This is a genomic window from Pseudomonas sp. WMBT8, from assembly GCF_050916005.1.
Taxonomy (GTDB): Bacteria; Pseudomonadota; Gammaproteobacteria; order Pseudomonadales; family Pseudomonadaceae; genus Aquipseudomonas.
The window spans coordinates 342,870-364,934 of sequence record NZ_CP188096.1 but is presented as its reverse complement, the minus strand read 5'-3'; the positions used below and the strand labels follow the sequence as shown (position 1 = coordinate 364,934).

20 protein-coding genes and 1 tRNA gene are annotated in these 22,065 nt (G+C 61.4%); 13 read left to right on the top strand and 8 right to left on the bottom strand.

What is annotated here, in order from left to right:
* Nucleotides 1-13: 13 nt before the first annotated feature.
* From hisF to ACO77H_RS01505, 6 genes are all read right to left on the bottom strand, one after another.
* A complete protein-coding gene (gene hisF / locus ACO77H_RS01530; protein WP_003171107.1) occupies nt 14-784 on the bottom strand; it encodes an imidazole glycerol phosphate synthase subunit HisF in 771 nt (256 codons plus the stop codon).
* A gap of 9 nt (nt 785-793) precedes the next feature.
* Nucleotides 794-1,531: a 1-(5-phosphoribosyl)-5-[(5-phosphoribosylamino)methylideneamino]imidazole-4-carboxamide isomerase gene (hisA, locus tag ACO77H_RS01525; protein WP_038445290.1), complete on the bottom strand. Its 738-nt coding sequence runs from the start codon at nt 1,529-1,531 to the stop codon at nt 794-796.
* 39 nt (nt 1,532-1,570) lie between these two features.
* Nucleotides 1,571-1,828, bottom strand: a complete 258-nt coding sequence (locus tag ACO77H_RS01520) for a DUF2164 domain-containing protein (protein WP_169955642.1) — start codon at nt 1,826-1,828, stop codon at nt 1,571-1,573.
* Nucleotides 1,828-2,466 carry an imidazole glycerol phosphate synthase subunit HisH gene (gene hisH, locus ACO77H_RS01515; protein ID WP_169955641.1) on the bottom strand — a complete coding sequence of 213 codons (639 nt, stop codon included), beginning with the start codon at nt 2,464-2,466 and terminating at the stop codon, nt 1,828-1,830. The genes ACO77H_RS01520 and hisH overlap by 1 nt, the downstream gene beginning before the upstream one ends.
* The gene (gene hisB, locus ACO77H_RS01510) at nt 2,466-3,059 is read right to left on the bottom strand and encodes an imidazoleglycerol-phosphate dehydratase HisB (protein ID WP_003218037.1); all 594 of its coding nucleotides are present in this window, start codon (nt 3,057-3,059) and stop codon (nt 2,466-2,468) included. The genes hisH and hisB overlap by 1 nt, the downstream gene beginning before the upstream one ends.
* A 238-nt stretch (nt 3,060-3,297) precedes the next feature.
* Nucleotides 3,298-4,959, bottom strand: a complete 1,662-nt coding sequence (locus ACO77H_RS01505) for an OFA family MFS transporter (protein ID WP_169955640.1) — start codon at nt 4,957-4,959, stop codon at nt 3,298-3,300.
* 296 nt (nt 4,960-5,255) lie between these two features.
* Between ACO77H_RS01505 and ACO77H_RS01500 the strand changes: the two genes are divergently transcribed.
* From ACO77H_RS01500 to ACO77H_RS01475, 6 genes are all read left to right on the top strand, one after another.
* Nucleotides 5,256-7,475 carry an AsmA family protein gene (locus ACO77H_RS01500; protein WP_432754911.1) on the top strand — a complete coding sequence of 740 codons (2,220 nt, stop codon included), beginning with the start codon at nt 5,256-5,258 and terminating at the stop codon, nt 7,473-7,475.
* Nucleotides 7,472-8,539, top strand: a complete 1,068-nt coding sequence (mutY, locus tag ACO77H_RS01495) for an A/G-specific adenine glycosylase (protein WP_432754910.1) — start codon at nt 7,472-7,474, stop codon at nt 8,537-8,539. The genes ACO77H_RS01500 and mutY overlap by 4 nt, the downstream gene beginning before the upstream one ends.
* The gene (locus ACO77H_RS01490) at nt 8,536-8,808 is read left to right on the top strand and encodes an oxidative damage protection protein (RefSeq protein ID WP_038445278.1); all 273 of its coding nucleotides are present in this window, start codon (nt 8,536-8,538) and stop codon (nt 8,806-8,808) included. Before mutY ends, ACO77H_RS01490 begins: the two co-directional genes overlap by 4 nt.
* A 103-nt stretch (nt 8,809-8,911) precedes the next feature.
* Nucleotides 8,912-8,987: transfer RNA gene (locus tag ACO77H_RS01485), tRNA-Phe, on the top strand.
* A 206-nt stretch (nt 8,988-9,193) separates the two neighbouring features.
* The gene (locus tag ACO77H_RS01480) at nt 9,194-9,862 is read left to right on the top strand and encodes a hypothetical protein (protein ID WP_169955637.1); all 669 of its coding nucleotides are present in this window, start codon (nt 9,194-9,196) and stop codon (nt 9,860-9,862) included.
* Between the two features lie 305 nt (nt 9,863-10,167).
* On the top strand, nt 10,168-12,243 hold the full coding sequence (locus ACO77H_RS01475) for a TonB-dependent siderophore receptor (RefSeq protein ID WP_432754909.1): 2,076 nt from the start codon (nt 10,168-10,170) through the stop codon (nt 12,241-12,243).
* A 34-nt stretch (nt 12,244-12,277) separates the two neighbouring features.
* On the opposite strand, the gene ACO77H_RS01470 is transcribed toward ACO77H_RS01475, so the two are convergent.
* Complete coding sequence (locus ACO77H_RS01470) at nt 12,278-13,918, bottom strand: ArnT family glycosyltransferase (RefSeq protein ID WP_432754908.1); 1,641 nt, start codon at nt 13,916-13,918, stop codon at nt 12,278-12,280.
* Nucleotides 13,919-14,117: 199 nt separating this feature from the next.
* Here ACO77H_RS01470 and ACO77H_RS01465 point away from each other — a divergent pair, with 199 nt between their 5' ends.
* Together ACO77H_RS01465 and ACO77H_RS01460 are read left to right on the top strand one after the other, a co-directional pair.
* Entirely contained in the window at nt 14,118-15,026 is a 909-nt protein-coding gene (locus tag ACO77H_RS01465; RefSeq protein ID WP_432754907.1) for an alpha/beta hydrolase family protein, read from the top strand.
* Between the two features lie 70 nt (nt 15,027-15,096).
* Nucleotides 15,097-15,510: a hypothetical protein gene (locus ACO77H_RS01460; protein WP_170042360.1), complete on the top strand. Its 414-nt coding sequence runs from the start codon at nt 15,097-15,099 to the stop codon at nt 15,508-15,510.
* A 138-nt stretch (nt 15,511-15,648) separates the two neighbouring features.
* Here ACO77H_RS01460 and gabP read toward each other — a convergent pair whose 3' ends face one another.
* Nucleotides 15,649-17,040, bottom strand: a complete 1,392-nt coding sequence (gene gabP, locus ACO77H_RS01455; RefSeq protein ID WP_057437117.1) for a GABA permease — start codon at nt 17,038-17,040, stop codon at nt 15,649-15,651.
* Nucleotides 17,041-17,593: 553 nt separating this feature from the next.
* On the opposite strand from gabP, the gene ACO77H_RS01450 reads away from it, so the two are divergent.
* The 5 genes from ACO77H_RS01450 to ACO77H_RS01430 all read left to right on the top strand — a co-directional run bounded on the left by ACO77H_RS01450 (nt 17,594) and on the right by ACO77H_RS01430 (nt 21,880).
* Nucleotides 17,594-18,367: an ABC transporter ATP-binding protein gene (locus ACO77H_RS01450; protein ID WP_247405983.1), complete on the top strand. Its 774-nt coding sequence runs from the start codon at nt 17,594-17,596 to the stop codon at nt 18,365-18,367.
* Between the two features lie 13 nt (nt 18,368-18,380).
* The gene (locus tag ACO77H_RS01445) at nt 18,381-19,133 is read left to right on the top strand and encodes an ABC transporter substrate-binding protein (protein ID WP_057437113.1); all 753 of its coding nucleotides are present in this window, start codon (nt 18,381-18,383) and stop codon (nt 19,131-19,133) included.
* A gap of 74 nt (nt 19,134-19,207) precedes the next feature.
* Nucleotides 19,208-19,903: an ABC transporter permease gene (locus ACO77H_RS01440; protein ID WP_076961640.1), complete on the top strand. Its 696-nt coding sequence runs from the start codon at nt 19,208-19,210 to the stop codon at nt 19,901-19,903.
* Between the two features lie 38 nt (nt 19,904-19,941).
* Nucleotides 19,942-20,631 (top strand): ABC transporter permease, encoded by a 690-nt coding sequence (locus ACO77H_RS01435; protein ID WP_029295855.1) that lies wholly within the window; start codon nt 19,942-19,944, stop codon nt 20,629-20,631.
* Nucleotides 20,612-21,880 carry a methyltransferase gene (locus ACO77H_RS01430; protein WP_432754906.1) on the top strand — a complete coding sequence of 423 codons (1,269 nt, stop codon included), beginning with the start codon at nt 20,612-20,614 and terminating at the stop codon, nt 21,878-21,880. Before ACO77H_RS01435 ends, ACO77H_RS01430 begins: the two co-directional genes overlap by 20 nt.
* Nucleotides 21,881-22,065 lie beyond the last annotated feature (185 nt).

Below are 22,065 nucleotides of genomic sequence, written 5' to 3'. Positions count from 1 at the left end.
TGTCCAGTGGCGTTTAGCGTACGACGATGCCGCGTGCAGCCATGTAGGCCTTGGCCTCGGGAACGGTGTATTCGCCAAAGTGGAAAATGCTCGCCGCCAACACCGCACTGGCGTGGCCTTCGATGACGCCATCGGCCAGGTGTTGCAGGTTACCCACACCACCGGACGCAATCACTGGAATACCCAGCGCATCGCTGATGGCGCGGGTCACGCCCAGGTCAAAGCCGTTTTTCATGCCGTCCTGATCCATGCTGGTCAGCAAAATCTCACCGGCGCCCAGGCCTTCCATCTTCATCGCCCACTCCACCGCATCCAGGCCGGTAGGCTTGCGCCCGCCGTGGGTGAAGATCTCCCAACGCGGGGTTTCACCGGGGCCTGAGACTTTCTTGGCGTCGATGGCGACGACGATGCATTGTGAACCGAAATGCTGCGCGGCCTCGCCGACAAACTCCGGGTTGAACACCGCCGCAGTGTTGATCGAAACCTTGTCTGCACCCGCGTTAAGCAGGTTGCGGATGTCTTGCACGGTGCGCACGCCACCGCCCACGGTCAGCGGGATAAACACCTGGCTGGCCATGCGCTCCACGGTATGGAGCGTGGTGTCGCGGCCGTCGACGCTGGCGGTGATGTCGAGAAAGGTAATCTCGTCGGCACCCTGCTCGTCGTAGCGACGGGCGATTTCCACCGGGTCGCCGGCGTCACGGATGTTCTCGAACTTGACGCCCTTGACCACCCGACCGTTGTCGACGTCCAGGCAAGGGATGATGCGTTTGGCCAGCGCCATGGTCAGTCCTCAGCCTTTGTAGGCATCGCAGTAAGCCTGGGCTTCGGCGACGTCCAGGGTGCCTTCGTAGATCGCGCGGCCCGTGATGGCGCCAATGATCCCCGGCGCCTTGGCGTCCAGCAGCGACTTGATATCGCCCAGGTTGTGGATGCCACCGGAAGCGATCACCGGGATTTTGGTGGCAGCCGCCAGCGCCGCGGTAAACGGTACGTTGCAGCCCTGCATCATGCCGTCTTTGGCGATGTCGGTATAAACGATGGCGGACACACCGTCGGCTTCGAACTGCTTGGCCAGGTCGATTACCTGCACGGTGCTGATTTGCGCCCAGCCGTCTGTAGCGACGAAACCATCCTTGGCGTCCAGGCCCACGATGACCTTGCCCGGGAACGCGCGGCAGGCCTCGGCGACGAAGGCCGGGTCTTTCACGGCCTTGGTGCCGATGATCACGTAGCTCACGCCCGCCTTGACGTAGTGCTCGATGGTTTCCAGGGAGCGGATACCGCCACCGATCTGGATCGGCAGGTTCGGGTAGCGCTTGGCGATGGCCGTCACCACTTCGCCATTGACCGGCTGGCCTTCGAAGGCGCCGTTCAAGTCCACCAGATGCAGGCGACGGCAGCCGCCCTCCACCCACTTGGCAGCCATGCTCACCGGGTCATCGGAGAACACCGTGGAATCTTCCATGCGGCCCTGGCGCAGACGTACGCAAGCGCCGTCCTTGAGATCGATAGCGGGGATAATCAGCATCTGGCAAACCTTATTCGATATTCAGCATTGCTCGGAAAATCAGGGTTTCTCGAGCGCCCACAAGTCGCTTTCGATGCTCTCGAACCTTTCTTTAAGGTGCGTCTGGGCATCGAAAATCGCCCTGTTGTAATAGTGCGGAGCAATTTCAGTGGTGAACAGTTCGAGGATCTCAGCCACCTCGAACGACCCGAGACGGAGCTCGAAGCGGTCTTCCATGAAACGCTTGATCTTGTCGGTCGCCTCACTCTCCTGCTGGGGAGTGAGGTTGAGGATCGGCGGCTTGATCTTCTTGGCCATTACCAGCGCCCGTCCCAGCTGGCGAAGTTCTGCAGCAACTGCAGGCCATGGGTATGGCTTTTCTCCGGGTGGAACTGCACGGCAAAGCGCGAGCCTTCGGCCAGGGCTGCGGCGAAATCGACGCCGTAGTGCCCGCCACCCACCACCTGGCGCGGGTTACCGGCGGCAATGTAGTAGCTGTGCACGAAGTAGAAACGCGCCATGTCCGGGATGTCGTGCCACAACGGGTGATCGACGGTGCGGCGCACTTCGTTCCAGCCCATGTGCGGGACTTTCAGGTGTTCGCCGTCTTCGTGCAGGTCCTTGCCGAAGAACTTCACATCCCCCGGGAACAGGCCGATGCAGTCGACGCCGCCGTTCTCTTCACTGCGGTCGAGCAAGGCTTGCATGCCCACGCAGATCCCGAGGAACGGCCGGTCCTGGCTGACTTCGCGCACCAGGCTGTCAAAGCCCAGGCGGCGGATTTCGGCCATGCAATCGCGAATCGCGCCCACACCGGGGAACACCACACGGTCGGCTTCGCGGATCACCTGCGCATCGCTGGTGATCAGCACCTTGCCAGCACCGACGTGTTCGAGGGCCTTGGCCACCGAATGCAGGTTGCCCATGCCGTAGTCGATAACCGCGACCGTCTGCATTACAGAACGCCCTTGGTCGACGGCATTTGCCCGGCCATGCGGTCATCCAGCTCCACCGCCATGCGCAGGGCGCGGCCGAAAGCCTTGAACACGGTTTCGATCTGGTGGTGGGTGTTGGTGCCGCGCAGGTTGTCGATGTGCAGGCTGACCAGGGCGTGGTTGACGAAGCCCTGGAAGAATTCCTGGAACAGGTCCACATCAAAGCCGCCCACGGTGGCGCGGGTGTAGGGCACGTGCATCTGCAGGCCTGGGCGGCCCGAGAAGTCGATGACCACACGCGACAGCGCCTCATCCAGCGGGACATAGGCGTGGCCGTAACGGCGGATGCCTTTTTTGTCGCCGATGGCCTTGGCAAACGCCTGGCCGAGGGTGATGCCGACATCCTCCACGGTGTGGTGGTCGTCGATATGCAGGTCGCCCTTGCTGACGATATCCAGGTCGATCAGCCCATGACGGGCGATTTGATCCAGCATGTGCTCAAGAAAAGGGACACCGATATCAAATCGGGCCTTTCCGGTGCCATCCAGGTTGATCGAGGCTTTGATCTGGGTTTCCAGAGTGTCGCGCTCGACGGACGCCTTACGTTCGGCCATCACCAGCTCCGCAAAATCATTGGGCGAAAAAGGTGGCCATTATAGGGGCTGCGGGCGCTAAACAGAAACATCGAAGGGGATAAGACTGACGGCCTGTCGGGGATAGACATGTGCATACAACCCCCGACAAGCACGCAACAACCCTTGTAGGAGCCGGCTTGCCGGCGAAGCATTCGCAAGATCAGCATCGACCTCACTGACGCCATCGCCGGCAAGCCGGCTCCTATAGGTTTTTACATCAGTGGAATAGCACTGCAGTCTTCTGCAAGGTCACCCACACGCCCCACGCCAGCGGGATACCTACAACCAGCCAGGCAGCAATGGCCAATGGCACGGTGCCAGAGGCTGCTTTCCACTCCAGGGAAGTGCTGGCATCGGCGCCCTTGTCATGGCCCAGGGCCTGTTCGGCAGCCAGTTCGGCGTCGGTCATGAAGTACTTGTCGGCCACCGGGCGTACCAGCAGGTTGCAGATAAAGCCCAGCACCAGCAGGCCGGCGAGGATGTACAAGGTGATGTCATAGGCCGCGGCGCGTTCGACGCCGATGCTCAACTGATACTCACGCAAGTAGTTCACCAACACCGGGCCCAGCACGCCGGCCGCCGCCCAGGCGGTGAGCAGGCGACCGTGGATCGCGCCGACCATTTGCGTGCCGAACAGGTCCGCCAGGTAGGCCGGTACGGTCGCGAAGCCGCCGCCGTACATCGACAGGATGATGCAGAACGCCGCCACGAACAGCGAGACGTTGCCCAGGTGGCCGAGGTTCGGGATCAGCGCATACAGGGCAAAGCCCAGGGCGAAGAACACGAAGTAGGTGTTCTTACGGCCCAGGTAGTCGGAAAACGACGCCCAGAAGAACCGCCCACCAATGTTGAACAGGCTCAGCAGCCCGGTGAAACCCGCCGCGATGGCGGCGATGGAGGCCAGTTGCCCGGCATCCAGTTGACCAAATGGCACGTCCACGCCCAGCAGCTTGCCGCCAAACACTTCCTGCAACAGCGGCGACGCCATGCCGAGGATGCCGATACCGGCCGATACGTTCAGGCACAGCACCAGCCAGACCAGGCGAAATTGCGGGGTTTTCCAGGCCACGTTCACGTGCACGTGACGGTGGGTGATCATCGCGTTGCTGGCTTTTTTCGCCGGCGCGGTCCAGCCCTCAGGCTTCCAGCCGGTCGGTGGCACGCGGTAGGACAAGGCACCGCCGATCATGAACACGAAGTAGATCGCGGCCATTACCAAAAAGCTCTGCCACACGCCCACGCCGGTCGGCGAGGCAAAGTGGCCCATCAGCGCTGCCGCCAGCGGCGCACCGACCATCGCCCCGCCGCCAAAGCCCATGATCGCCATGCCGGTGGCCATGCCGCGCTTGTCCGGGAACCACTTGATCAGGGTCGAGACCGGCGAGATATAGCCCAGGCCCAGGCCGATACCGCCAATGACCCCGGAGCCGAGCCACATCAGCCAGATCTGGTGGGTATAAATCCCCAGCGCCGAGATCAGCAGGCCACCACACCAGCACAGTGCCGAGACCACACCCGCCTTGCGCGGCCCTGCGTGTTCCAGCCAGCCGCCCCAGATCGCTGCCGAGCAGCCCAGGAAGATGAAGAACAGGGTGTAGATCCAGCCCAGCATGGAGATCGGCCAGTCGCAGGACGACGAGAAGATCTGCGCGATAAAGCTCATGTCCGGCGCACAAGCCACCGGCGCGGTCACACCCAGCGCCTTGGACAGTGGCAGCCAGAACACCGAGAAGCCGTAGGCCATGCCGATGCACAAGTGGATGGCCAGGGCGGCCGGCGGAACCAGCCAGCGGTTGAAACCGGGCTTGGCGATGATGCGCTCCTTGGACAGGAACGCAGGCTGCGCAGCAGTAACGCCGGCCGCAGTGCTAGTGTTCATTGGTGTTTCCCCCAGTTATTGGTCTGTGTTCGCCAGGCGCTCTCCTCCTCGGCCTTTGCACGCAATGCGTGGCCGTTTTGTCGAGTGAAGCTCCTTGTAAGCGCGACGTTTCGTCGCAGAAGGCGGGCGAACGCGCAAAGATTAGCATCTGGCGCAGCGAGAGAAACCAAACTGACACTACCTTTTTCGGTTCATCTGTTTTGTTTGACACTATGTAACGATGCGTAAACAGCCGTGGACCTCGCGGCGTTATACTCTGCGGCTAAATTTTAAAATCGACACACAAGGACTCGCCCATGAAAGCGTTCGGCAAAATCCTGGGTCTGGTACTTCTCGGGCTGTTGCTGATCATTGTGGCTCTGGGCTTTGCCCTGACCCACCTCTTCGATCCCAACGACTATAAAGACGAGATTCGCCAGATTGCCCGCGACAAGGCCCACATCGAGCTGACGCTCAATGGCGATATCGGCTGGAGCCTGTTCCCCTGGCTGGGCCTGGAGTTGCATGAAGCCAGCGTGGCTACCCTGAGCAATCCTGCCCAACCGTTTGCCGACCTGCAGATGCTCGGCCTGTCGGTACGCGTGCTGCCGCTGCTGCGCCGCGAAGTGCAGATGAGCGATGTGCGCGTCGAGGGCCTGAACCTGCGCCTGACCCGCGACAAGCAAGGCCATGGCAACTGGGAAGATATCGGCAAGGCACCGCCCGTCGTGGCTACCGGTACCGCCGATGCACCCGCGACGACTGCGCCAACCACGGCGCCAGCGCCGGAGAAAGCGGCCCAGCCGATCCGCCTGGACATCGACAGCCTGACGGTCAACAACGCCCGCATCGAGTACAACGACGAGCAGACCGGCAAGCAGTTCAGCGCCGAAAGCATCCAACTGAGCACCGGTGCCGTGCATGAAGGCGCAAGCATTCCGGTCAAGCTCACCGCGTTCTTCGGCAGCAACCAGCCGGTAATGCGGGTCAAGAGCGAGCTCAACGGCGAGCTGCGTTTTGATCGTGCCCTCAAGCGCTATCAGTTCGAAGACATGAAAATCGCAGGCGAAGCCACTGGCGAGCCGCTGCAAGGCAAGACCGTGACGTTTGCCACCCAGGGCCAGTTGCTGGTGGACCTGTCGGCAAACATTGCCGAGTGGACCAGCCTCAAGCTCTCGCTCAACCAACTGCGGGCACTGGGCGAACTGAAGGTCAACGACCTGGATAAAACCCCGCAGATCAGCGGCGCCCTGTCGATTGCCCAGTTTGACCTGGCCAAGTTCCTCGACAGCGTCGGCCAGCCGCTACCGGCCATGGCCCCAGAGAGCCTGAGCAAGGTCGAACTGGTCAGCCGCCTGCAAGGCACGCCGTCGAGCATGGCCCTGGAAGACCTCAACCTAAAAGTCGATGGCAGCACCTTCACCGGGCGCCTGGCGGTGGAGGACTTTGCCAAGCAAGCCCTGCGCGTGCAGTTGAAGGCCGACACGTTCAATGCCGACCACTACCTGCCCGCCAAGTCCGAGGCCGCCAACAGCGCCGCCGTTGCGCGCAAGGCCGAAGTGCAGAGCAGCGAAGCCGGGGCCATGGCCGCCGGTGGCACCACGCCGTTGCCGGACGCGCCGACCAAAGGCGCCTGGAGCACCGACAAGCTGCTCCCGCTGGCGCGCCTGCGCAGCCTGGACGTGATTGCCGACCTGTCCTTCGGCCAACTGACCCTGAGCCAGTTGCCCATCGAGAATGCAGCCCTCAAGGCCTCCGGCCAGGGCGGCCAGCTCAAGCTCGACACCTTGAGCGGCGGTCTCTACAACGGCACGTTCCAGGCCAGCGGCAGCCTCGATGCACGGGAGGATGTGCCGGTGCTGGCGCTACAGACCAAAATCAAGCAAGTGCCGGTCGAGCGGATCCTGCAGGCCCAGGGGCAAACCCCGCCGGTCAAGGGCCAGATCACCCTCGACAGCAACCTGAGCGGGCGCGGCAACAGCCAGAAAGCGCTGATCGACAGCCTCAACGGCACCGCCAGCTTCGTCATCAACAATGGCGTGCTGCTCAATGCCAACCTTGAGCAACAGCTGTGCACCGGCATTGCCCTGCTCAACCGCAAGACCCTGGCCGCCACACCGCGCAGCAAGGACACTCCGTTCCAGGAACTCAAGGGCAACCTGACCTTGCGTAATGGCGTGGCCAGTAACCCGGACCTGAAAGTGCGCATCCCCGGCCTGACCGTCAACGGCAATGGCGACGTGGACTTGCGCGTACTGGGCATGGACTACCGCGTGGGCATCATCGTCGAAGGCGACAAGCGCGACATGCCGGACCCGGCCTGCCAGGTCGGCTCGAACTTCCAGGGCATCGAAGTACCGCTGCGCTGCCGTGGCCCGCTGGAACTGGGCGCCAAGGCCTGCCGCCTGGACAAGGACGGCCTGGGCCAGGTGGCCGCTAAAATGGCAGGCAACAAGCTCAGCGAGAAGATTGAAGAGAAGCTCGACAAGGTCAATCCCAAGCTCAAAGACGCCCTCAAAGGTTTGTTCAACCGATGAGAAACGAGCAATTTTCAGCGGCCGTGCTCGACTGGTACGACCGTCACGGCCGCCATGACCTGCCCTGGCAACAGGGCATCACCCCGTATCGGGTGTGGGTCTCGGAAATCATGCTGCAACAGACCCAGGTCAGCACCGTGCTCAATTACTTCGATCGCTTCATGGCTTCGCTGCCAACGGTCGAAGCCCTGGCGGCCGCGCCGGAAGATGAAGTGCTGCACCTGTGGACCGGGCTGGGCTACTACACCCGGGCACGCAACCTGCAAAAGACCGCGAAGATTGTCGTCGCCGAATACGGCGGCGAGTTTCCCCGCGATGTAGAGAAACTCACCGAGCTGCCGGGCATCGGCCTGTCCACCGCCGGCGCCATCGCCAGCCTGAGCATGGGCCTGCGCGCGCCGATCCTCGACGGTAACGTCAAGCGCGTGCTGGCACGCTTTACCGCCCAGGAAGGCTACCCGGGCGAGCCCAAGGTGGCCAAGCAGCTGTGGGCCACTGCCGAGCGCTTTACCCCCCACGACCGCGTCAACGCCTACACCCAGGCCATGATGGACATGGGCGCCACCCTCTGCACCCGCAGCAAGCCCAGCTGCCTGCTGTGCCCCCTGGAAAAGGGCTGCGAGGCGCACATGCTGGGCCTGGAAACCCGCTACCCGATCCCCAAGCCGCGCAAGACCATCCCGCAAAAGCGCACGCTGATGCCGATGCTGGCCAACAAGGAGGGCGCGATCCTGCTTTACCGTCGCCCCTCTACAGGGCTGTGGGGCGGGCTGTGGAGCTTGCCGGAACTGGACGACCTGGACGACCTGGAACACCTGGCCAACCAGCACTCACTGGCGCTGGGCAAACATCAGGAACTACCCGGGCTGGTGCACACCTTCAGCCACTTCCAGTTGGCTATCGAACCCTGGCTGGTGCAGGTCGAGGAATCGGCCCATCACGTGGCCGAGGCCGACTGGCTCTGGTATAACCTCGCCACCCCGCCGCGCCTGGGCCTTGCCGCCCCGGTGAAAAAACTGCTGAAGCGCGCGGCCGACGTATTGAACGCAGGAGTTTCGTCATGACCCGCACCATCATCTGCCGCAAGTATCACGAAGAACTGCCCGCCCTTGAGCGCGCCCCATTCCCGGGCGCCAAGGGCCAGGACATTTTCGACCACGTCTCCGCCAAGGCCTGGGCCGACTGGCAGAAGCACCAGACCCTGCTGATCAACGAAAAACGCCTGAACATGATGAACGCCGAAGACCGCAAATATCTGCAGGGCGAGATGGACAAGTACTTTTCCGGCGAGGATTACGCCAAGGCCGACGGCTACGTGCCGCCTGCTCAATAATTGAGCAAAAACCGGGGTTGGCACGTAAGCGACGGTAATAATTAAATATTTTTTGAAAACTTGCTTGACGACCCCCTGAAAAACCCGTTTAATGCGCCCCGTTGCCCAGATAGCTCAGTCGGTAGAGCAGGGGATTGAAAATCCCCGTGTCGGCGGTTCGATTCCGTCTCTGGGCACCACTTATTAGTTTCAGGTGGTGCAAACATCATCTGGAACACCCAAGAAACCCGCCTAGTGCGGGTTTTTTGTTGCCTGCGATTTAGTGCGCCAGCGCCCCTCTGGTTACTTTTAGGTTAACGCCAAGCCTCACGGGCATCCGATGTGTTATTTATCGCGCTGCTCAACCGTCTAGCCTTAATCCACTCTTCAGCAAGGTAGTTACTTCATGACCCGGTATTTGTTCTGCACGCTGTTAATGCTGACAGCGCTGCTCAGCGGATGCGCCACGACGATGGACGTCGCGATCAATGCAACCCCTGATCCGGACTATCACTTTGACCGACAGGCGCCCGTGCTGGTGACATCGGTCGGCGGCAATAGCGAGAATGCGCTCAATGCCCGCTACTACCTGCGCGACATGGTCAGCGCCATGAAGGACCAGGGGTTTCGCGAGGTCTATACCGACGTGACCCTGCCCAAGAATCGCACGCCAAAAATCACCATCACCCTCGATATCGACAGCCACCAGGTGACCTACCGCTATACCGCCACCGAGTATGGGCAGGTGCCAACCAGCACCTCTACCGTGTGCAAGAACAGCAAGAAAAAAAGCGACCAGATGATCTGCACCAGCACGCCGAACACCACCTATGGCCCGGTAGGCAGCTCGGAACGCACCGGCTACACCACACTCACCACCTTCACCGCCACGGCTCGGGATGAAGCGAGCAAACGCGCGGTGTACCTGCTGCGGGTAACGTCCTACAACGAGGACTGCCAGGCGGCCAAGGTCGAGGCCTTCTTGGTACAGCAGGGCCTGCAGAACCTGAACTTCCAGGACCGTGTGCAGCGCAACTACAGCGTCACGATGCCCGAGGGTTATCGCTGCAAATAGTTCGTCGCCCCATTCCAGGTAGTGCAGGGCGAATGTCACTTCGCAGTCCTGCCTGACGGCCAGCCTTGATTGCCCCTCCCCGCACAGGGCGACCCCACCCGGTCGCCCGCATCAAACATCCCCCCCGCCAAAAAGCCAGGCTCGACTGAAGCCCATAGTTGCTAATAGCAATTATTATCATTTAAGCTGGCGCGCAAAATCCCCCCTGCACCACTAAAAATAATCAAGGAGCTGCGATGCCTTCTGCACGCGAGCCAGGTTCATGGTTGAAGGCACTTGGCCTTGCCCCCTTAGGATTCGCTTCGATGCTTGCCCCCGCCGCCTTCGCGGCCGAGGAAAAAGGCCAGCTCGAACTGCCCAGCCAAAGCATTACGGCAACTGCCTCAGAAGAAACGGCCGACGGCCCGGTCAAAGGCTATGTTGCCAAGCGCAGTGCAACGGGGGTCAAGACTGACACCCCAATCACTGAGATCCCCCAGTCGATCTCCGTCATCAGCGCCGACCGCATGCGCGATCAGGGCGCACTGACCGTGCAAGACGCATTGCGGTATGTTTCTGGGGTGCGGGCCGAGACCTTCGGGCTCGATAGCCGGGGAGACTGGTCGAAAGTGCGAGGCAGCTCGCCGGCCCTGTTCCTGGATGGTTTACAGCAGAGCTTCGGTACTTACACCAACGTGCGCACCGACCCCTTCACCCTGGAACGCCTTGAAGTGCTCAAGGGCCCCGCGTCGATGCTGTATGGGCAAAGCCCCGTGGGGGGCCTGATCAATCAGGTCAGCAAACGCCCCAAAGCCGAACAGCACACCGAAGTGCAACTGCAGTACGGCAATTACAACCGCAAGCAGGTCGCCGTGGACACCACCGGCTCCCTGAACCCACAAGGCACGCTGCTGTACCGGCTGGTGGCGATCCAACGCGACAGCGACACCCAGGTTGATCATGTCAAAGACAACCGCCAGGTCCTGATGCCATCGCTGACCTGGCGCCCCAACGACGATATCGACTGGACCCTACTGGCCAACATCCAGCGCGATGACAGCGGCTCCACCACGCAGTTCTTCCCACACAAAGGTACCGTCTGGAACGCGCCATATGGCCGGATCCACAGCAACCGGTTCGCCAGCGAGCCAGGCTTTGACGAATACGACAGTGACCAGACAGCGCTGACGTCGCAATTTTCGTGGCATCTGAACGATACGTGGACCCTGCGCCAAAACCTGCGCTGGCAAAAAAGCAAAGTCAGCTACCAATCGATTTACTCGGTATTTGCCAAAAACCCACCGTTCAAGCCCGATAACCAGACCCTCGACCGCGTCTATTACGTTTCCAAACCCGAGGTCAAAGTGTGGGTCGCCGACCAAAACGCCGAGGCTCGATTTGACACCGGCCCGCTCCAACACACCCTGTTGCTGGGAGGCGATTACCAGCATGCCGTCTCCAACCGGGACGGCGCCAGCGGCCCGGCAACACCCCTGAATGTGTACGACCCGGTGTATGGCACCTTTGACCCCTCTGTCATTCGCCTCACCGCAGACCCGGAGCAACGGGTCATGCAAAAAGGGCTGTATGCCCAGGACCAGATCAAATACGAGCAGTGGTTGTTGACCCTGGGCCTGCGCAAGGACTGGTCCGCCAGCCAGACCCAAGGCAGCGCCCGACAAAAGGACGACAAGCTGACCGGCCGCGCGGGCCTGACCTATCTGTTCGACAACGGCATAGCGCCCTACTTGAGCTACAGCGAATCATTCCAGCCCCAAATCGGCCTCAACCGGCGAACGCTGGAGCCATACGTACCGCTCAAGGGCAAACAATGGGAGCTGGGCGTGAAATATCAGCCAGTTGGCAGCAACAGTCTCTACACCGCAGCGGTGTATGACATTCGCGAGCAGAACCGGCGCATGCCCGACCCCCTGGATGCGATGAACACCCTGCAAAGTGGTGAAACCCGTGCCCGTGGGCTGGAGCTCGAAGCCCTGGTGACAGTCACGCCCGCCTGGGACCTGATTGGCACCTACAGCTACACCGACACCACCGTCATCAAGGGTTCGCCCGCCGAGCAAGGCAAACGCCTGGCCAGCGTTCCAGAGAACATGGCCTCGGTATGGAGCCAGCATCGATTCAGCATCGGCGACATTTCCGGGTTCAGCGTCGGTGCAGGCATTCGCTATGTAGGAACCAGCTGGGATGGGGCCGACCGGCTGAAAACACCGTCTTCCACCCTGGTGGACGCGATGCTCGGGTATCGCTACCAGAACTGGAACCTGAGCCTCAACGCGACCAACCTGGAAGACAAGACCTACTACACCACATGCCTGGCACGAGGTGACTGCTTCATCGGTAACCGTCGTACGCTCGTCGGTACACTGGCCTACAACTTTTGATCGAGCTGTAAGGCCACGACACTGCGGCGGCTGATCACGGCACCCGGAACACCAACAACGGGTTGTCATTGAGTCGCCCATTGAACGCTGGGGCCAGGTGCTCCAGCGGCGTGGCCTGCAGCAGTTCGGTTTCCTTGCGCGCGACGATGACCCAGGACGAACGCGGCAGCGCGTTCAGTTGCGCAAGGTCGTCACGCCCGACAAACAGCGGCTGCTCGTCATGACCCAGGTTCATGATGTAGCGAATGGCCCAGGTGTCCTTGCCGAGGTTGAGAAACACCAACGGTCCGGGGTGCTCGGCCCGCAGGTTTTCCACCGCACCCACAAAGTTTTTGGTGTCGAATTGCAGATCCTTGGCCGGCTCCACGACCGTCACCAGTACCAGCCATTGAGTGGCCAGCGCGATCAGGCTGAGCGTCACCAGTCGCGGCCCCACACGGCCGTGCAAACGACGCCAGGCAGCCACCGCCGCCAGTTGCAGGACGACCAGCAGCGCAATCAATCCCGGCACTGAAACATCAGGCCAGTAACCGTGCTTGCTCCACAGCTGCCGGCAGACCAGGACCACGACAAGCCCCAGCAGCGGCAGGACCGCCACCAGCCACTCATAACCCCGACGCACCCCAAGCAACCAGCCCCGGGCCTGTAGCAGCCCGTAGGCCGCCACGGCGGCAAACATCGGGACCATCGGCAGGATGTAGTAGGCGCGCTTGAAGTTCGGCACCGATAACCCCAGCAGGATCATCAGGCCACAGCCGCCCAGGCGCAGCATCAGCCGCACATCGGCATCGTCGTTGCGCGCCGACCAAGTGTGGCGCAGGGCAATCAACGTCGCCAGCGCCAGCGGGATCACCGGGAAATAGCGATACAGGCTCAGCTTGAAGTAGAAGTAGAACGGTTCGCCGCTTTCATCCAGGCGGCCGGCCACCTGCATCTTCATCACCTCATCGGCAAAAGCATCACCCCCGCTGATCCGCGCCAGCTTCAGCAACACCCACCAACAGGCAAGGAGTAGGACCAGGCCGATCACGCCGTGGGCAATCACCTTTTTCAGCAAGCCAATCTTCTCTTCCCGCGAGCGGGCAGGCCCCAGCGCCCAATACACGCAGGCAACACCACAGACCTCGATCAACCCCAAAGGGCCACGAATGGCAAAGGCCGCCACAAACAGGGGAAAGATTGCGTATTGGCGCAGCCGCGAGCCCAGGCGCTCGCCGGTGTGCAGCAGGTAGAAACAGCCCAGGCACAGCAGGGAGACCATCTGGTCCAGGCAGACTGAACGCGACTTCTCCAGCAATTGCGCGGTCAAGGCCGTCAGCACTACCGTCAGCAACGCCCAGGCCCGCCCGGAGGGCACCAGCAAACGGTAGACCAGGGCCATGACCCCGGCCGACGCCAGGGCGGTGGGCAGCACGTTAGCCAGGTCGTTAGGCGCACCGAACAACCGGGCAAAGAGCAGGCTGAAATAAGTCGCCGTCCCTGGGTAATCCGGGTAAGGCTCACCGTAGGTGGTAGGGAAAAGGCTCGCGCCGTGGCGGAACATCTCCTGCATGAACACCGCCCAACGCCCGTCAAACCCTTGCGGCTGTTGATCCCAGATGCCCAGGGTAAATAACAACAAGGCCACCAGGAAAACACCCAGGGCCTCCACACGAAAACGGTTGCGGTGTTCCATGGTTTAACCTGCCAGGGCGGGGGAGATGCTGGCGTATATTGCCGGCAGCACGCCTGAATCGCGCCTGAACCAAACGCAACATTGCGATGGCACAGACAACAACTCACTGTAGGCGCTGGCTTGCCAGCAAAAAGTCGTCAACGATCACTAGAGTTTTGGCTCACTCCCCCTATCCACAGCGCATGGATCAAGGCCTTTCATGAACCTGCCGACCCGCCCTCACCCCGAGACATTCCGCGAGCCCGCCGCCGACCACTACCCCATCGGCGGTTTCACCTGGCGCCATATCCGCCGCGACATCGAGCGCCCAGTGGTGATCATCAACGCCGCCACCTCGGTACGCTGCCGTCACTATTCGCGCTTTGCCGCGTACTTGTTTGCCAATGGCATGGACGTCATCACCTACGACTATCGCGGTATCGGCGAGTCGCGTAGTGGCTCATTGCGTGGGTTCAAGGCCTCGTGGTCAGACTGGGGCCGGCTGGATTTCGAGGCCATCGTGCAACGGGCGCAGCGCGAGTTTGCCGGGCAGCCCATTAATGTGGTCGGCCACAGCTTTGGCGGCTGCGCGGCCGGGCTCGGAGCGTCGGGGGCGGCGATCAGGCGCTTGGTCACCGTAGGGGCACAGTTCGCCTACTGGCGTGACTATCAAGCAAACGGGCGCTGGCGGATGTTTGCCAAATGGCACCTGGTGATGCCACTGGTCACCGCCGTCTGCGGATATTTCCCGGGCAAGCGCCTGGGCTGGCTGGAAGACACGCCCGCCGGGGTGGTGCGCGACTGGAGCACGTCCACGCCTACCTACGAGACACGCCCCAGCGGGCGGGCCTTGGGCGTGTTGCCCTTTGCCCGGGTGCAGGCACAGATCCTGGCGATCAGCATCAGCGACGACCCGTTTGGCACGGTGCCCGCCATCGAGCGTCTGCTGAACTACTTCCAGGCCAGCGAGCGCACGCACCTGCGTATCGCGCCCATGGATATTGGCGAAAAGGCCGTCGGGCATTTCGCGTTTTTCCGTAGCGAATATCAGGATCGGTTGTGGCCGATTGCACTGGCCTGGTTGCAGCATGGCCAGTTGCCGGCCGACACACCGGGGTCACGGCTGTAGAAACCCTTGGGATTTCGCCAGACCTGCGCTTCAATACGCCACCCAGATCCTGAACCAAGGACGTGAGCCCATGGCTTCGCCAGACAAGCAGCAAAAACGTGCCCAGCGGGCAAAAGCCAAGGCCAAGCAGAACCGCACCCAGCGCGCCAATGCGCCCAAGCAGGATGCGTTTGCAGGTGACGACGAGCGTATTGACCTTGAGTCGGTGGATTTGACCGAACTGTTCGTGCAAATGCGCGCGGCCGGCGAGACCAGCCAGCAGGCGCTGTGTGCGGCATTCCTGGCGCACCCGTTGCTGGCGCTGGTGCTGGAGCAGGAAGGCGAAGAAAACGCCACGGACTTTATCCTGGCGGCGCTGATCGAGTATCGGCAGTGGTCCACCGACAGCGATGATGAAGCGGCGGCGTTGGCGTGGATTGAATCGCCAGAGTTCCAGGCGGACTACGTGGCGGCATCCCAGGCGCTGACTAGCGCGCAGGATTGATACCACACCAATGTGGGAGCGGGCTTGCTCGCGAAGACGTCGGCCCAGCCAACATTGATGTTGACTGACCCACCGCTTTCGCGAGCAAGCCCGCTCCCACAGTGCTTTGTGGTGCCAGGCAACACGCATTTCAACTCATCAGTTGAGTACCGCAGCCCCCAACTTCTGGGCCCGGCGCCGACTTGCCACCAGCAACCCCGCCAACACCACCAGCAGGCTCAACACACCGGTCGCGATAATCTCCACCCGATGCGCTTCCTGGAACAACATGATGGTCAACGCGCCGACGATAAACACGATCACCGCGTAAGTCAGGCCGGGGAACAACCACATCTTGAAGGCAATCTTCTCGCCCGCCGCAGTACGTTTCTGCCGCATGCGCAGTTGCGACACGGCAATCACCAGGTACACCAGCAGCGCAATCGCGCCGGAGCTGGCCAGCAGGAATTCAAACACCGCCGCCGGCGCCACGTAGTTGGCAAATACCGCGAGGAACGCCGCGCCGGTAGACAGCATCACCGCCCAGTAAGGCGTGCCGCTCTTGTTGGTGCGCTTGGCCACCGCCGGCGCATCTCCACGACGCCCCAGGGAAAACAGCATGCGTGACGCGGTGTACAGCGCCGAGTTCAAGCAACTGGTCACGGCGACCAACACCACCAGGTCGACGATCAGCTTGGCATTCGGGATGCCCATGCGTTCCAGCACAGTCTGGTAGGAACCAACGGCAGCCAGGGTCGGATCGTTCCACGGCACCAGGGCCACAACGATGAAGATCGACACCAGGTAGAACAAGCCGATCCGCCAGATCACCGAGTTGGTGGCCTTGGTGATCTGCTGGCCAGGGTTCTTCGATTCTGCAGCCGCGATGGTCACGATCTCGGTGCCCATGAACGAGAACATGGTGGTCAAAATCGCCGCCAGCACCGCGCCCATGCCGTTGGGCAAAAAGCCTTGGGTGTCGAACAGGTGCGAGACGCCGCTGACCTGGCTGCCCGGCAGCAAGCCAAAGATCGCCAGTACGCCGAGGATCACAAAGCCGATGATCGCCACCACCTTGATCAGGGCAAACCAGAACTCGAACTCGCCGTAGTTCTTCACGCTGAACAGGTTGGTTGCGGTCAGCAGCAAGGTGATGACCAGGGTGAAAGCCCAGATCGCCACGTCGGGGAACCAGGCATGCAGGATGGTTGCGGCGGCGTTGGCTTCCAGGGGAATCACCAGCACCCAGAACCACCAGTACAGCCAGCCGATGGTAAAGCCGGCCCAATGGCCGATAGCCCGGTCGGCGTAAGTGGAAAATGAGCCAGTGTCTGGCGAGGCAACGGCCATCTCGGCCAGCATGCGCATCACCAGCACCACCAACGTACCGGCTGCGGCATAAGCCAACAGTACGGCGGGCCCGGCTGCCGCAATCGCGTGGCCGGAGCCGACAAACAAACCAGCGCCGATCACACCGGCAATCGACAACATGGTGACATGCCGCGGTTTGAGCCCCTGTTCGAGGTCATTGGAGCTTTGCGTACTACTCATTGACACACCTTTGCGAGGAATTGCGTATACGGTCCACCCGGCCTGCCGCCTCTTCGTGAAAAGAAACAAACGGGGCGTTCTTTATTTTTTACGCAAGATTTGCGCCAAAATGTTACAAAGCCAAGGTTGACGCGGCCTGTAGGACAATCCCTCAGCGCTCGCAAGCCATTGAGATTACTGGCAATCCGCCACAGCGTTACCGCTCGACTCACTTCAAGAACGAATGAGCGCACCAAAAACACACACAAAAAGTAAGTGACGCCCAATTAAAGGGCCGATAGGCACCGTTTACCCGTTTAACCCTTCCAACACCCGGCCAAAGCTGGCACCATCGCGCCCTTTTTTACGCGACTGCCACGGGTTTATCGGTTAAAACGGCTGTTCGGTTGTTGATGGCGCGACACGCTACTGTGCCGATGCGACAACCTGTCACACACCGTCTGTTTAACGCCCGTGGCGCTGTTGGCTGTCATCCGGACGCTATGCTAGCTTGGCGCCACGCCAGGAAGGCGACCCAACAGCAGGAACGCAATGAACACAATGAGGACCGCACATGGCTTTGGCCGCGCCCGCGCTTGAAATCCGCAACTTGCATAAACGCTATGGTGAGCTGGAGGTGCTTAAAGGCATCTCGCTGACCGCTCGCGACGGCGATGTGATCTCGATCCTGGGTTCGTCCGGTTCCGGCAAGTCCACCTTCCTGCGCTGCATCAACCTGCTGGAAAACCCGCACCAGGGCCAGATCCTGGTGGCCGGCGAAGAGCTCAAGCTCAAGGCCGCGAAAAACGGCGAGCTGATGGCCGCCGACGGCAAGCAGATCAATCGCCTGCGCAGCGAAATCGGTTTTGTCTTCCAGAACTTCAACCTCTGGCCGCACATGAGCATCCTCGACAACATCATCGAGGCCCCACGCCGCGTGCTCGGCCAGAGCAAGGCCGAAGCCATCGAAGTGGCCGAGGCGCTGCTGGCCAAGGTCGGCATTAGCGACAAGCGCCACGCCTACCCGGCGCAATTGTCTGGCGGCCAGCAGCAACGCGCCGCCATCGCCCGCACCCTGGCGATGCAGCCTAAAGTCATTCTGTTCGATGAGCCCACTTCGGCACTTGACCCGGAAATGGTTCAGGAAGTACTTAATGTGATCCGCGCGCTGGCCGAAGAAGGCCGCACCATGCTGCTGGTCACCCACGAAATGGGCTTTGCCCGCCAAGTGTCCAGCGAAGTGGTGTTCCTCCACCAGGGTCTGGTCGAAGAGCAAGGATCGCCACAGCAGGTGTTTGACAACCCGCTTTCGGCGCGCTGCAAACAATTCATGTCCAGCAACCGCTAACGGAGCAACATGCATGCAGAACTATAAAAAATTCCTCCTGGCCGCCGCCGTTTCCATGGCGTTCAGCGCCACGGCCATGGCCGAGACTTTGAAAATGGGGATCGAGGCGGCCTACCCGCCCTTCAACAATAAAGACGCCAGCGGCAACGTTGTCGGCTTCGACAAAGACATCGGCGACGCCCTGTGCGCCAAGATGAAAGTCGAGAAGTGCGAAGTGTATGTCTCGGACTGGGACGGCATCATCCCGGCCCTGAACGCCAAGAAGTTCGACTTCCTGGTGTCGTCGCTGTCGATCACCGACGAGCGCAAGCAAGCCGTTGACTTCACCGACCCGTACTACTCCAACAAGCTGCAATTCATCGCGGCCAAGTCCATCAAGGACTTCAAGACCGACGCCGACTACCTCAAGGGCAAGATCATCGGTGCCCAGCGTGCGACATTGGCCGGTACCTACCTGGAAGACAAACTGCCAGACACCACCGCCAAGCTCTATGACACCCAGGAAAACGCCTACCTCGACCTGACGTCCGGCCGCCTGGACGGGATGCTCGCCGACAAGTACGTGCAATACGAGTGGCTCAAGAGCAAAGACGGTTCGGCCTACGAGTTCAAGGGCGACCCGGTTGTAGAAAGCGACAAGATCGGCATCGCCGTGCGTAAAGGCGACCCGCTGCGCGAGCGCCTGAACAAAGCCCTGGCGGAAATCAAGGCCGACGGCACCTACAAGAAGATCAACGACAAGTACTTCCCTTTCAGCATCGAATGATCCTGATTGGCCAGACCGGCGCGCTCCGTTGAGCGCGCCGGTTTTTCGCAAGCCTTGCGCGATATGAAAAAACCATGAATTTCGATCTCTACGGATTCGGCCCCGCACTCGCTGCCGGCGCGCTGATGACCGTCAAACTGGCACTCACGGCGTTATGCCTGGGGCTGGTGCTCGGCCTGGCCGGCGCCCTGGCCAAGACTTCCCCGTACAAGTTCCTGCAATGGCTTGGCGGCGCTTACTCGACCATTGTCCGGGGCATTCCCGAACTGCTGTGGGTGCTGCTGATTTATTTCGGCACGGTCAATATGATGCGGGCCCTCGGGGAGTTTTTCGGTAACCCCGACCTGTCGCTCAGCGCCTTCGCTGCCGGCGTGATTGCCCTGGGCCTGTGCTTTGGCGCCTATGCCACCGAAGTGTTCCGTGGCGCGATCCTGGCGATCCCCAAGGGCCACCGTGAGGCGGGCATTGCCCTGGGCCTGTCGAAGCTGCGTATCTTCACCCGATTGATCATGCCGCAGATGTGGCGCATCGCCCTGCCGGGCCTGGGCAACCTGTTCATGATCCTGATGAAGGACACCGCACTGGTCTCGGTGATCGGCCTGGAAGAAATCATGCGCCACGCGCAAATCGGCGTGACCGTCACCAAGCAGCCGTTCACCTTCTTCATGGTCGCAGCCTTCATGTACCTGGGCCTTACCGTCCTGGCCATGGCCGGCATGTACTTCCTGGAAAAACGCGCCGCTCGCGGCTTTGCGAGGAGCACGCAATGAACGGCGACTATAGCTGGCTGGCGCATTTCGACCTGGGCCTGAACTGGGCCGTGATCATCAAGTGGCTGCCACGACTGGCCCAGGGCGCGACCCTGACCCTGGAACTGGTGGCCATCGCGGTGATCGCCGGGCTGTTGCTGGCGATCCCCCTGGGCATCGCCCGTTCTTCGCGACTGTGGTACGTGCGCACCCTGCCTTACTGCTACATCTTCTTCTTCCGTGGCACGCCGCTGCTGGTGCAGCTGTTTTTGGTCTACTACGGCCTGGCGCAGTTCGACGCCGTGCGCGAAAGCGCCCTGTGGCCCTACCTGCGGGACCCATTCTGGTGCGCCACCGTCACCATGACCCTGCACACCGCCGCCTACATCGCCGAGATCCTGCGCGGCGCGATCCAGGCCATCCCGCCCGGTGAAATCGAAGCGGCGCGGGCGCTGGGCATGTCCAAGCCCAAGGCACTGTTCTATATCATCCTGCCGCGCGCCGCGCGCATCGGCCTGCCGGCCTACAGCAACGAAGTGATCCTGATGCTCAAGGCCAGCGCCCTGGCCAGTACCGTGACCTTGCTGGAGTTGACCGGCATGGCCCGCACCATCATTGCCCGCACCTACCTGCCGGTGGAGATCTTCTTTGCCGCCGGCATGTTCTACCTGCTGATGGCCTATGTGCTGGTGCGCGGCTTCAAGCTGCTGGAACGCTGGTTGCGGGTCGATGCCTGCCAAGGACGCTAACAGCGGGTTGACGGGCGAGCGACTGCTGGCCCGTTTTCTCGCACTGGATGCGTTCCTCACCGAACATCAAGGGCTGTGGCGACCACGGCCCTTCACCCATCTGCAATTGCGTTGGGAAGCCCAGCATCCAGCGCTGGCCCAATGGTTGCGCCAGCGCTCGCTGGCAGAGGCCGAAAGCAGTCACAACCTGCCCACCGAACTACAAGCCCCGGCGCCGTTTCCCCAATGGGCGCAGCTGGCGGCGCGTCTCAGCGCTGTGGATAAGTTACCGTCGAGCGCGCTACATGCAGCTGCGCCGCGCCTGAATGTGGATGTACCGGGGCGCAAATGGCAGCAGATCGAGGCGTTTGGCGCCGCCTTGCAGTTTGCCGAGCGCCCCACCCATTGGCTCGATTGGTGCGCCGGCAAAGGCCACCTTGGCCGGCGGCTGCTGCAACCGGGGCAAAGCCTGACCTGCCTGGAGTACGATCCGGCGCTGATCGGCGCAGGCCAAATCCTCAGCGACCATCATCAAATGCCCGCCCGCCACCTTCAGCAAGATGTGATGGCTGAAAGCGCTGTGCAGCAACTCACCGATAAACACACCCCGGTGGCCCTGCATGCCTGTGGCGATCTGCACGTACGCCTGCTGCAACTGGCCAGCGCCGCCGGCTGCCAGCAACTGGCCGTGGCGCCCTGCTGCTACAACCGCATCAGTAGCGAGCAGTACCAGGCGCTGTCGGCCCCGGCTCGTGCTTCGGCGCTGCGTTTGTCGCGCGAAGACCTCGGCCTGCCCCTGAGCGAAACCGTCACCGCAGGCTTGCGGGTGCGCCTGCAACGTGACACCTCCATGGCCCGGCGCCTGGGTTTCGATCAGTTGCAGCGGCAACTGCGCGGGCGTGACGAGTACCTGCCCACGCCTTCGTTGCCCAGCGAATGGCTGCACCGGCCCTTCGCTGATTACTGCCAACACCTGGCGGCGCTCAAGGGTTTATCCACAGGGCAGCAGGATTGGGCAACCCTGGAACAGCATGGCTGGCAACGCCTGGCCCATGTACGAAACCTGGAACTGGTACGTGGCCTATTTCGCCGCCCGCTGGAATTGTGGCTGGTGCTGGATCGGGCATTGTTCCTGCAAGAAAACGGCTACAAGGCTCTAGTCGGTCGCTTCTGCGAATCGTGCCTGACACCGCGCAACCTGATGGTGCTCGCCGAGCGCGATCAAAGGGCAGCAAGCCCTGTGGATAACTCTGTTGATGAAATTCTGTAGGACGCCGTAAAAGCGGGCGCCATAGGCCAAAATCCTGACTGATCATTTTTTGTTCATAAAATAAAACGCACGAAAAACAGGCAGTTGCAGCGTAATGAGAACAGCTCCACAAAATGACTGTTTCAACACCTGTCCGACCAACAGATTGTGCATAAGCATCTGCGGTTAACCGTATAAGGCGTGGG

Coding starts and splice junctions, on each gene's coding strand:
- ACO77H_RS01440 (WP_076961640.1), top strand. CDS start 19,208: ATGAATTTCGATCTCTACGGATTCGGCCCCGCACTCGCTGCCGGCGCG.
- hisF (WP_003171107.1), bottom strand. CDS start 784: ATGGCGCTGGCCAAACGCATCATCCCTTGCCTGGACGTCGACAACGGT.
- gabP (WP_057437117.1), bottom strand. CDS start 17,040: ATGAGTAGTACGCAAAGCTCCAATGACCTCGAACAGGGGCTCAAACCG.
- hisH (WP_169955641.1), bottom strand. CDS start 2,466: ATGCAGACGGTCGCGGTTATCGACTACGGCATGGGCAACCTGCATTCG.
- ACO77H_RS01520 (WP_169955642.1), bottom strand. CDS start 1,828: ATGGCCAAGAAGATCAAGCCGCCGATCCTCAACCTCACTCCCCAGCAG.
- mutY (WP_432754910.1), top strand. CDS start 7,472: ATGAGAAACGAGCAATTTTCAGCGGCCGTGCTCGACTGGTACGACCGT.
- ACO77H_RS01460 (WP_170042360.1), top strand. CDS start 15,097: ATGGCTTCGCCAGACAAGCAGCAAAAACGTGCCCAGCGGGCAAAAGCC.
- ACO77H_RS01475 (WP_432754909.1), top strand. CDS start 10,168: ATGCTTGCCCCCGCCGCCTTCGCGGCCGAGGAAAAAGGCCAGCTCGAA.
- hisA (WP_038445290.1), bottom strand. CDS start 1,531: ATGCTGATTATCCCCGCTATCGATCTCAAGGACGGCGCTTGCGTACGT.
- ACO77H_RS01505 (WP_169955640.1), bottom strand. CDS start 4,959: ATGAACACTAGCACTGCGGCCGGCGTTACTGCTGCGCAGCCTGCGTTC.
- ACO77H_RS01480 (WP_169955637.1), top strand. CDS start 9,194: ATGACCCGGTATTTGTTCTGCACGCTGTTAATGCTGACAGCGCTGCTC.
- ACO77H_RS01470 (WP_432754908.1), bottom strand. CDS start 13,918: ATGGAACACCGCAACCGTTTTCGTGTGGAGGCCCTGGGTGTTTTCCTG.
- ACO77H_RS01450 (WP_247405983.1), top strand. CDS start 17,594: ATGGCTTTGGCCGCGCCCGCGCTTGAAATCCGCAACTTGCATAAACGC.
- ACO77H_RS01465 (WP_432754907.1), top strand. CDS start 14,118: ATGAACCTGCCGACCCGCCCTCACCCCGAGACATTCCGCGAGCCCGCC.
- hisB (WP_003218037.1), bottom strand. CDS start 3,059: ATGGCCGAACGTAAGGCGTCCGTCGAGCGCGACACTCTGGAAACCCAG.
- ACO77H_RS01500 (WP_432754911.1), top strand. CDS start 5,256: ATGAAAGCGTTCGGCAAAATCCTGGGTCTGGTACTTCTCGGGCTGTTG.
- ACO77H_RS01490 (WP_038445278.1), top strand. CDS start 8,536: ATGACCCGCACCATCATCTGCCGCAAGTATCACGAAGAACTGCCCGCC.
- ACO77H_RS01445 (WP_057437113.1), top strand. CDS start 18,381: ATGCAGAACTATAAAAAATTCCTCCTGGCCGCCGCCGTTTCCATGGCG.
- ACO77H_RS01430 (WP_432754906.1), top strand. CDS start 20,612: ATGCCTGCCAAGGACGCTAACAGCGGGTTGACGGGCGAGCGACTGCTG.